Here is a 9,013-nt window from a genome sequence, read left to right on the forward strand (position 1 = left end):
CGGCGGTGGCGGAGGAGCGGCAGGTGTCTCGGCTTTCGCAGGTGCCGGAGCAGGTGCAACGGCCTTTACCGGCGCTGCCCCCTCATCCTCGCCCTGGATCATCGCGATCACGGTGCCAACTTTCACCCCGTCCGTGCCTTCGGCGACCAAAATCTGCGAAATCACGCCCTCATCGACCGCTTCAAACTCCATCGTCGCCTTGTCGGTTTCAATCTCGGCAATCAGATCACCCGACGACACGCTGTCGCCTTCCTTCACCAGCCAGCGGGCAAGCGTGCCCTCCTCCATGGTAGGGGACAGTGCGGGCATTTTGAGCTCGATGGGCATCAGGGCATCCTGTTTATGGTCTGGATTTGTCGAAGCGGCATAAGGGCTTGGTTTCCCCAGCGTCAAGCGGCTATTGCTTGCACTGCGATTGGAAATGACGCAGGTTCATACGAATACATGAATGCCGCGACGGGGAAACGGCGATGCGCACCTATCTGGTTGTTATTGATGAGACCGAAGAAGCGCGCCTCGCGCTCCGCTTTGCCGCGCGCCGTGCCGCCAAAACTGGCGGCAGCCTGCATATCCTGACTTTGGTCGAACGAGCGGATTTCGTTGCCTGGGGCGGCGTGCAGGCAACAATGGAAGCCGAGAACCGCGAAAAGGCCGAAGAACTGGTGCGCGTCGCCGCAGGCTCGATCTTTGACGAACTCGGTATCCAGCCCAGCATCACTATCAAGGATGGCGAAGGCGTGGATGTGGTGAAGGAAATGCTCGACGAGCATCCGGAGATCGCGGCGTTGGTGCTGGGTGCAGCGGCACAGGGCGCACCGGGGCCGCTGGTTTCACATTTCACCGGCAATAATGCGGGTTCGCTGCGCTGTCCGGTGATGGTGATTCCGGGATCGCTCAGCGATGCAGCGCTGGATGAATTAAGCTGAATTTTGTTCGCGCAGAGGCGCAGAGTTCGCAGAGCGTTTTTCCAGAGCCAAAGGCTCATTCGACAAATCTTCCGTTGAAGCTTAACGACGCGATCAACTTGAAAGCGGCTCCGCCGCAGTCGCTAATTCTCTGCGCACTCTGCGCCTCTGCGTGAACAAAATTCAGCGCCGCCTCTTCCCCTGGTGCCGGATATTCGAAGGCCGCCCGCGCTTTCCGGCCATTTGCTTGCCCTTATGCTTCACGCCCGACGGTCTTTGCATGCGCGCCGGGGCATAGCTGCCGCCTTCGGGCAATTCGAAGCGCAGCGAGCCGGATACCGGATTGGCCTCGGCCAGACGCAATTTGAGGCGCATTCCGGGGCGATATTCATCGCCGCTATCCTCGCCGGTTAGCGTCTGGCTCGCTTCGTCGTAGAAAAAACGTTCTGCCCCCAAAGTTGAGACCGGAACCAAACCATCGCCGCCAATAGACTCTACCGTCGCGAAAAAGCCGAAATTCTGCACGCCGGTGATACGCACATCGACAATCTGGCCGATCTGCGATGAGAGGAAAGCCGCGACATAGCGGTCGGTGGTCTCGCGTTCGGCCTCCATAGCGCGGCGTTCCGCACGGCTGATCATTTCAGACGTGACGTCAAGCCGTTCGAAATCCTTGGCCGACAAGCCAGTCACCGGCTTGATCGAACCGTCCTTGGGCGCCGGCATTTCCAGATCATAGGCGCTCACCAGCGCACGGTGCACGATCAGGTCGGCATAACGGCGGATCGGCGAAGTGAAATGCGCGTAGCTGCCCAATGCCAGCCCGAAATGCCCGGCATTTTGCGGAGTATAATAAGCCTGCGTCTGGCTGCGCAGCACCGCTTCCATGATCTGTGGCAGGATTTCGTCATGTTCCTGCACCTTGTCGATAATCGCGTTGAAGGTAGACGGGAGGACCACCTGCCCAAGGGCAAATTCAAGGTCGAAAGTCTTGAGATAGTCCTTGAGTGCGACCAGCTTCTCGCGCGCCGGTGGCTCGTGTACCCGATAGATCAGCGGCGATTTCTTCTCCTCGAGCGCCTTTGCGGCCGCGACATTGGCCGCGATCATGAAATCCTCGATAACCTGATGCGCGTCCAGATGCTCGCGCACGGCAACGCCGACTACCCTGCCATGATCATCGAGCGTGATGCGGCGTTCGGGCAGGTTCAACTCGAGCGGATTGCGCCGGTCGCGCGCTTTTTTGAGCAGGCCCCAACAGGCCCAAAGCGGCCTCAGCGCGCTCTCAAGCATCGGATGATCAAGTTTCCCGTCAATCGCATCCTGCGCATCTTGATACGGAATATTGGCGGAAATCCTAGCAATTGCGCGGGTGAAACGCCATGACGTCACTTGTCCTCCCGCGTCGATCTGCATGTGACATGCAAGAACCGCGCGATCCTCCCCTGCGCGCAGCGAACATTTATCCGATGACAGCGCGTGCGGCAGCATCGGGACAACGCGATCGGGAAAATAGACGCTATTCCCGCGTTTGGCAGCCTCGCGGTCAAGCGCACTGCCCGGACGCACATAGTAACTTACATCCGCTATGGAGACGATCGCTTTGAAACCATTTGCATTTTTAGCGTCGTCGTCCGGCGCTGCCCAGACCGCATCGTCAAAGTCGCGCGCATCGCGTGGATCAATGGCGATGATCGGCAAATGGCGCAGGTCTTCGCGCTTTTCGGAGGTGACGGGCAGGTCATGCACCTTCTTTGCCTCGGCCTCCACCTCTTCCGGAATTTCAAACGGGATACCGAATTTGTGGATGGCAATCAGGCTGAAGCTGCGTGGAGCAAAGGGATCGCCGAGAACATCGGTAACACGTGCTTTCTTCTGCCCTGCCCGACCGCCAAGTTCGGCCAGCACCAGATCACCCGGCTGCGCCTCACCGATTTCGAACAAGGGAATATCGAAACGCGCCTTCTTGTCAGTCGATTTCAGCCAGAAACGGCCATTGTCGCTTTCCTCGACCACACCCATGATTTGCTCGCTCGCCTTGGCCAGCTTCTTCATCGGGTGCGCGACCCAGCCTTTGCCAGCCTCTTCGGTGCGCGCAAGGATGCGATCACCGATGCCAAGCGCGCCTTTGCGCCCACGTTCGATGACGCGAAGTTTGGGCAAAGGAATGCCCTCCGCTTCCCAGCGCTCCGGAATGGCGATCAACTGGTTGCCGTCGACATCAACAATCTTGAGCACAGTAACGCGCGGAACACCGCCCATCTTGTGGAACGCCCTGCCCGGGGCAGCGTCGATCAGCCCCTCGTCGGTCATATCCTTGAGAAGGGCCTTCAAGGCGATCTTGTCACTGCCATGCAAGCCAAACGCCCGGGCAATTTCCCGCTTGCCTGCAGGCTCTTTCGATTGCTCAATGAACTCGAGGATTTGCTCGCGTGTCGGAAGTCCCGGCTGATGGCGCGGCTTTCGCGCCAAATCAGTAGGTCCGTCCGATGAGGATGCGTTCGACCGCCGGTTCTCCAGTGAAGAAGCAATTGCCATCAACAGGCGCCGCATCCAGCGGGCTGTTACGCATGGTGAGTTTGAGCGCCTTCAATTGCTCGACAATCTTGTCGAGCGCGACGCCGCTGGGACGCGCCCACTGCACTTCTACCCAACCAGCAAATTTGGCCTCGTCACCTTTGAAATGCGCCGCGAGATCGGTGACGTCACGCGCAATATTGGCTTCGAGCCGCGCTTTGGCTTCGCAGTGGAGCGTCGTCTGGATTTCCTCAAGCATAGCCGCTGCTTGCGCGACGAAATCATCCTTGGGCGTAAAAGCAGTGTTGAGCTTGCCATCGTCCTTGTACAGCCGGTCACGACGCAGCACGGCGGTCTTGCCCTCGGATACATCGCGAGGACCAACTTCTACTATTATCGGCGCACCCTTTTTTACCCAGGCCCAGCGCTTGTTCGACGCTTTGGCGGCTTTGGTGTCGAGGAGCACGCGCACAGATTCGCCAAAGGCCGACAACGCGCCCAGTTCTCTCCAGAGTTCACGGCAATAATCTAGCACGGCGGCATCGCCATCATCGTCACGCAACATAGGCACGATCACGATCTGCCAGGGTGCAATCTGCGGCGGGCAACGCAATCCATCATCATCGCCATGTGTCATGATGACGCCACCGATCATGCGCGTCGAAACGCCCCAGCTTGTGGTGTGGGCGTATTGCTGCCCCCCTTCCTTATCCTGATATTTGATGCCCGCCGCCTCTGCAAAGCCGGTGCCCAGATAGTGCGAGGTGCCGGCCTGCAACGCCTTGCCATCCTGCATCATCGCCTCGATCGAATAAGTCGCGACGGCGCCGGGGAAGCGCTCATTTTCGGGCTTTTCACCCGCAACCACCGGCATTGCCAGCGGACCTTCGGCAAAGGCCCGATACATTTCCATTGCGCGCATCGTTTCCTTCATCGCATCTTCGCGATCGACATGCGCGGTATGGCCTTCCTGCCACAGAAACTCGCTCGTGCGCAGGAACATGCGGGAGCGCATTTCCCAACGCACGACATTCGCCCATTGGTTGACCAGCAAAGGCAGGTCGCGCCAGCTCTGCACCCAGCGGCTCATCGCTGCACCGATGACGGTTTCAGAGGTGGGACGGACGACCAAAGGCTCTTCCAGCTTGCTTTCGGGATCGGGGATCAGCTTGCCCTTCCCGTCACCGACGAGGCGATGGTGTGTGACGACCGCCATTTCTTTGGCGAAGCCCTCAACATGGTCGGCCTCTTTTTCGAAGAAGGAAAGCGGAATGAAGAGCGGGAAATAGCAATTCTCGACGCCGGCTTTCTTGATTTCCGCATCCATCAATTTCTGGATGCGTTCCCACATACCGTAGCCCCATGGGCGAATAACCATGCAGCCGCGTACGCCCGATTCTTCAGCAAGGTCGGCTTCAGAAATAACCTCCTGATACCAGGCGGCGAAATTTTGTTGGCGGGTTACGGAAAGCGCGTGTTTCATGCGCTGCCCCTAGCGGCTTGACGGCTCAACCGCAACCGTGCGGCGGCTCACTCTTTGGAGAGTTTGTCTATCTTCGCCTGCAGCTCGGCCATCTGGCGTTTCAGATCATCAAGATTTTCGTCGGACTTTTCCTTTTTGCCACCCAGATTGCCCAGATTAGGCACGAACGCATCGCGCGCAGCGCGCATCATTTCGATATTCTGCTTGGCAATATGACCGAAGGGGCCCGAGGTCAGCGCATTCTCAATCACATCCTGAACCTGTTTCTGGTTCTTGCGGAAGTTATCCATTGAATTTTCGAGGAATTGCGGGACTAGACCCTGCATAGAGTCCCCATAAAGAGCGATAATCTGGCGCAGGAAATTGACTGGCAACATGCTCTTGCCGCCATTTTCCTCTTCCATGATGATTTGCGTCAGCACGCTATGCGTGATGTCCTCGCCCGTTTTGGCATCGACAACCTTGAATTCGATATCCTTGCGGGTCAGCTCGGCCAAATAGTCGAGCGTGATATATTTGGACGACTGCGTGTTATACAGGCGCCGGTTCGCATATTTCTTGATGATGATCGGGCCGTCTTCACTCGTTGCGGATTTCCGTGCCATTCATGCGTTCCCGGTGAAATTGGTATGAAGCCGCTTTGCACCAGTTTTTCTTGCACTGCAACATTTGAGCGAGAAGCCCTAAATCCAGTGCCGGGAATATCGACGCCCCAAACCGGTCAACAATTCATATTGGCTTATACCCGATGCTGCCGCGGCACCACTCAGTTCAAATTCCATAGCCAGCCAATCGCCCTCAGCAAGTTGGCTGCTGCTGTTCGAAATATCTACGGTTACCAGATCCATTGATACGCGCCCAACCACTGGAAAGCGATCCACGCCAAATCGGCAAAAACCTGTATTGGAGAAGCCTCGGAAATAGCCATCAGCATAGCCAACAGAAATAGTGGCCAGAACCGAGCATTCTCGCGTTGTGTAAGTAGCATTGTACCCGACAGGGCTTCCCTCATCGAGTTGCCTGATCTGCAAGATGCGAGCCTCCGGCCAAACAACTTGCTTTATTTCAGGCGACAATTCGTTTCGCGGAACACCGCCATAAACGGCTAGTCCCGGCCTAGTCAGATCAAAGCAATAATCTTTACCCAATGCTATACCTGCGCTGTTCGCCAGACTTTTGCGCCGGGCCGAAATACTCTGGCCAGCTTGGTGAAACATCGCGAGTTGGCGGTGATTTTGGTCAACATCCTCATCGGCCGACGCAAGGTGGGACATTAATATGTCTATTTCCAAACCTTCCAACGATTGGGCATCAATCTGGTCCAGCCCTAGGCCAAGCCGGTTGATCCCGCTATCGAGCATCAGGTGGCATCGTCCTCCACCCCCCGCCTTCCAAGCCGAAATCTGTTTCGCCGTGTTCAGGACCGGTATGGCACCGATCTCCTGTGCTGCGGCCATGTCATTTGATGATATGCCGTTGAGGACGGCAATATTTCCCGGAGGTACCAATTTGGCGATTGCGGCCGCTTCACTCCAATGAGCTACAAAAAAATCCCTGCACCCTGCCTCCCACAGCCTAGGCACGACTTCGCAAGCGCCCAAGCCATAGGCGTCTGCCTTTACCGCTGCACCTGTAGCAGCCGCTCCGCTCATGCGGGCCATGGTCTTCCAATTGGCAATCAGTGCGCTGCTGTCCAGACGCAAACGCGAAGGGGCGGTAAAACTCAATCTAAATCCTTGTCCCTGTTTTCAGGCAGCCAGATCAGGCTGACAATAAAGGCCATGCTCACCACACCGACAGTGTACCAAAGCCCCATGAACGCGCCGCCTGTTTTCACCACGATATACTGCGAAATGAACGGCAGGAAGCCGCCGAAATATCCGGTGCCAATATGATAGGGTATCGACATGGACGTATAGCGTATCTTTGCAGGGAACATCTCGACCAATATGGCAGCCACCTGACCATAGGTCATGGCCGATAGGGCAACCAATATCGCGACTGCAAAAATGATAACCAGCGGCTTGCGCTGAGCAGGATCGGATTTGTCAGGATAGCCAGCGCTTTCCAGCGCAGCAATATAGGCCTTGTCGTCGAAGCCCTTGATCTCTGCCGAACCGACCTTCAACGCCAGCTCGGTGCCGGGTGCTTTTGAATAACTGATCCCGCGTTTGGAAAGGAAGTTGAGCGCCTTGGCACAATCACTTTCATGCTTGCTGGAAAAGACGTTGAAGTCGCAAGCCGGCGAAACCAGCGTGACAGGCGCGCTGATTGTCGCCTTCGCCAGCGCTGGATTGGCCGCATCTGCCATCATATGGAATAGGGGAAAGGTACCTACGATCGACAGCGCATAGCCGATCAACAAAATCTTCTTGCGCCCATAATGATCGGATAGCCAACCGGCGGCGACATATAGAGGCGCAGCAAGTAATGCGCCAACAGCCATATAGCCCAACGCGTCGGTTTCCGGAACGCGCGCGGTCCCCGTAAGGAAATAGAGCGTTCCGAATTGCGATGTGTAATAAATCACTGTCAGACCGGCTGCGACGCCAAAGAGAGCAACCAGGATGCGCTTCACATTGCCGGGATATTGGAAGCTTTCGACAAAGGGATTTTTGGAAATCGTGCCGGCTTCCTTCATCGCCTTGAACACCGGGCTTTCGGAAAGCTTAAGCCGTATCCACAGTGAAATGGCGAGCAGCAGAATCGAAATCAGGAAAGGTACACGCCAACCCCAAGCCTCAAACGCTTCGGTGGTCATAGACGTGCGCGTCAGCAGCACAACAGACACCGCGAGTAGAAACCCGCCAGCAACCGATGCCTGAATCCAGCTTGTATACTGACCGCGCTTCCCTTTGGGCGCGTGCTCGGCAACATAAATGGCTGCCCCGCCATATTCGCCGCCCAATGCCAGGCCCTGCAAGCAGCGCAGGATTAGTAGCAAAACGGCAGCAGTGACGCCTATCGAGGCGAATGTCGGCAAAAAACCGATCGCAGCCGTCGCCCCGCCCATCAGTGATATCGTGATCAGGAATGTATATTTGCGTCCGATCTTGTCCCCTAAATAACCGAACACAATCGCGCCAAGCGGCCGCACGCCAAAACCGGCACCAAAAACGGCTAGGCTCGCAAGCATGGCGGCTGTCGGGTTATCTGATGGGAAAAATAGCTTCCCGATCAGCGCGCCCAAAATGCCATACACAAAGAAGTCATACCATTCGAACACGGTGCCCAGTGACGAAGCGGTAATCACCAGCCGATCGCGTTTGGGATCAATTACAATTTCGTTAGCCTCTGCTGTACTCGCCATGGCTTCCCCTTCCCTGTCTCGCCTTTCGCTCTCTCTTAGTTGCAACGCCACATCGTTCAAGCCTTGTTGCGTTTGTTTAATCGAGCGATTAACAACTTGTGCGAGAGAGTTAAGGAGAGAGAGATGCTGACCAAGGGCGACGAGTACCCGATCCATCAGACGGCTGAGCCAATTGCCTTTTCAGGCACCGACCGCAATTTTTATGACCGCTTCTTTTTCTGTGGCTACCGTCCCGACGGGTCGGGCTATTTCGGTGCAGCCTTTGGCGTATATCCGCACTTGAATATCGCCGATGCACATTTCTCGATCATCAGGGATGGTACGCAACACTGCATCCATGCATCGCGCATATTGGGTTTCGAACGGATGGACATGCATTGCGGGCCGATCCGCATCGAGGTTGTCGAGCCGCTCAAGACCGTCCGTCTCGTCGTCGACAATCATGAGGGCATTTCTGCGGATTTGACGTTCGAAGTCCGCTCTGCGCCGATTCAGGAGCCGCGCTTCACCCGCCGCAACGGCACGCGGATGATGATGGACCTCACCCGCTTCACCGTGAATTGCAATGTTTCGGGCTGGGTCGAGGTCGATGGCAAGCGCGAAGCCTATGAAGGAGCCTTTGGCACGCGTGACCGGAGTTGGGGCGTGCGTCCGATCGGTGCAGCCGACCCGCAACCAACCACCCCCGCGACGATGCCGCAATTTTACTGGCTGTGGGCGCCCACCAACTTCCCCAACTTGTCGCTCTATGCCCATGTCAACGAGGATGAAAAGGGAGAACCCTGGAACCGCCGCGCT

Annotated in this window: 7 protein-coding genes and 1 pseudogene; 2 read left to right on the forward strand and 6 right to left on the reverse strand. The window is 56.7% G+C overall.

The features are described from left to right. Window positions 1–327 (reverse strand): biotin/lipoyl-containing protein (locus Q0239_RS15620; protein ID WP_298604595.1); only part of this gene is annotated, 327 nt, incomplete at its 3' end. Between the two features lie 143 nt (window positions 328–470). Here Q0239_RS15620 and Q0239_RS15625 point away from each other — a divergent pair. Further along, window positions 471–926, forward strand: coding sequence for a universal stress protein (locus Q0239_RS15625; RefSeq protein ID WP_298604597.1), 456 nt, complete (start codon window positions 471–473; stop codon window positions 924–926). A 162-nt stretch (window positions 927–1,088) separates the two neighbouring features. Here the strand turns inward: Q0239_RS15625 and Q0239_RS15630 are convergent, their stop codons facing one another. From Q0239_RS15630 to Q0239_RS15650, 5 genes are all read right to left on the reverse strand, one after another. Beyond that, window positions 1,089–3,443, reverse strand: coding sequence for a ribonuclease R family protein (locus Q0239_RS15630; protein WP_298604599.1), 2,355 nt, complete (start codon window positions 3,441–3,443; stop codon window positions 1,089–1,091). Then, window positions 3,379–4,905 (reverse strand): proline--tRNA ligase, encoded by a 1,527-nt coding sequence (gene proS / locus Q0239_RS15635; protein ID WP_298604601.1) that lies wholly within the window; start codon window positions 4,903–4,905, stop codon window positions 3,379–3,381. Before proS ends, Q0239_RS15630 begins: the two co-directional genes overlap by 65 nt. 47 nt (window positions 4,906–4,952) lie before the next feature. Then, window positions 4,953–5,510 (reverse strand): polyhydroxyalkanoate synthesis repressor PhaR, encoded by a 558-nt coding sequence (phaR, locus tag Q0239_RS15640; protein WP_298604603.1) that lies wholly within the window; start codon window positions 5,508–5,510, stop codon window positions 4,953–4,955. Between the two features lie 78 nt (window positions 5,511–5,588). Beyond that, entirely contained in the window at window positions 5,589–6,632 is a 1,044-nt protein-coding gene (gene alr, locus Q0239_RS15645; RefSeq protein ID WP_298604605.1) for an alanine racemase, read from the reverse strand. Next, entirely contained in the window at window positions 6,629–8,215 is a 1,587-nt protein-coding gene (locus Q0239_RS15650; RefSeq protein WP_298604607.1) for an MFS transporter, read from the reverse strand. Before Q0239_RS15650 ends, alr begins: the two co-directional genes overlap by 4 nt. A gap of 123 nt (window positions 8,216–8,338) precedes the next feature. Here Q0239_RS15650 and Q0239_RS15655 point away from each other — a divergent pair. After that, window positions 8,339–9,013 (forward strand): annotated as a pseudogene (locus Q0239_RS15655) (hypothetical protein); the annotation flags it as partial.

Source organism: uncultured Sphingorhabdus sp. (genome assembly GCF_937872355.1).
GTDB lineage: Bacteria > Pseudomonadota > Alphaproteobacteria > Sphingomonadales > Sphingomonadaceae > Sphingorhabdus_B.

Bases quoted from the DNA above. Each gene is read 5' to 3' on its own strand.
- Q0239_RS15630 (WP_298604599.1), bottom strand. From the start codon at position 3,443: ATGGCAATTGCTTCTTCACTGGAGAACCGGCGGTCGAACGCATCCTCA.
- proS (WP_298604601.1), bottom strand. From the start codon at position 4,905: ATGAAACACGCGCTTTCCGTAACCCGCCAACAAAATTTCGCCGCCTGG.
- Q0239_RS15650 (WP_298604607.1), bottom strand. From the start codon at position 8,215: ATGGCGAGTACAGCAGAGGCTAACGAAATTGTAATTGATCCCAAACGC.
- phaR (WP_298604603.1), bottom strand. From the start codon at position 5,510: ATGGCACGGAAATCCGCAACGAGTGAAGACGGCCCGATCATCATCAAG.
- Q0239_RS15625 (WP_298604597.1), top strand. From the start codon at position 471: ATGCGCACCTATCTGGTTGTTATTGATGAGACCGAAGAAGCGCGCCTC.